The sequence below is a fragment of the Streptomyces gelaticus genome, assembly GCF_014649535.1.
GTDB lineage: Bacteria > Actinomycetota > Actinomycetes > Streptomycetales > Streptomycetaceae > Streptomyces > Streptomyces gelaticus.
Map to the genome: position 1 here is coordinate 1 of NZ_BMTF01000087.1, position 1,077 is coordinate 1,077.

General features: G+C 66.7%; 1 protein-coding gene. It reads left to right on the plus strand.

Translation table 11 applies throughout. The annotated features are described in order from the left end of the window. Positions 1–40 precede the first annotated feature (40 nt). A partial coding sequence (locus IE107_RS34450) for an AMP-binding protein (RefSeq protein ID WP_189548272.1) occupies positions 41–1,077 on the plus strand: 1,037 nt, incomplete at its 3' end.

Here is a 1,077-nt window from a genome sequence, read left to right on the forward strand (position 1 = left end):
CTTCGCCGAGCGTCGTTCGGTGGATGGTGGGCCGGGTGGTGTGGACATCACGATCGAGTATGCGACGGATCTGTTCGATGCGCGTTCGGTGGAGTTGGCGGGTGAGCGTCTGGTGCGGTTGCTGGGTGCTGCGGTGTCGGCTCCGGATGTGCCGGTGGGTGAGTTGGAGTTGTTGTCGGAGGGTGAGCGTGGGTTGTTGTTGGGGGAGTGGTCCGGTGCGGTGACGGGTGGTCCGGATGTGGGTCTTGCGCAGTTGTTCGGGGCGCAGGTGGTGCGGACGCCGGATGCGGTTGCGGTGGTGGGGGAGGGGTGTGAGCTCTCTTACCGTGAGCTTGACGGGCTGGCCAATGGGGTGGCGCGTCGGTTGATGGGTGAGGGGGTGCGGCCGGGGGATCGGGTGGCGTTGTTCCAGGATCGTTCGGTGGGTGCGGTGGTTTCGACGTTGGGTGTGGTGAAGGCGGGTGCGGTGTATGTGCCGTTGGACACCCGTTATCCGGCGGAGCGTGTCGAGTTGATCGTGGGTGAGTCGGGGGTCACGCATCTGGTGACGGACCGGGATCCGGGTTCGTTGGTGTTGCCGGCGGGTGTGCGGGTGCTGGGTCCGGTGGCGGAGGGCGAGGGTGCGCCTGCTGATTTCTCGGATCCTGGGGTGTGGGTGCATGCGGATCAGCCGGTGTATGCGATGTTCACGTCGGGTTCGACGGGGGTGCCGAAGGGTGTTGCGGTGACGCATCGCAATGTCGCGGATCTGGCGGCTCAGACGATGTACGCGAACGGCAGTCACACCCGGGTGCTCTTCCACTCCGCGATGGCGTTCGATGCGTCGACGTACGAGATGTGGGTGCCCTGGCTCAACGGCGGCACCCTCGTCGTAGCCCCCGCAGGGCATCTCGACGCAGCGGCGTACGAGGAGTTGATCGCCGAACACGGAATCACCTCGTTGTGGCTGACGGCGGGTCTGTTCCGGGTGATGGCGGAGGAGGTTCCGGAGGCGTTCGCGGGGGTGCGTGAGGTGTGGGCCGGGGGTGATGTGGTCCCGCCGGAGGCGGTGCGCCGGGTCATGGACCGCTGTCCGGA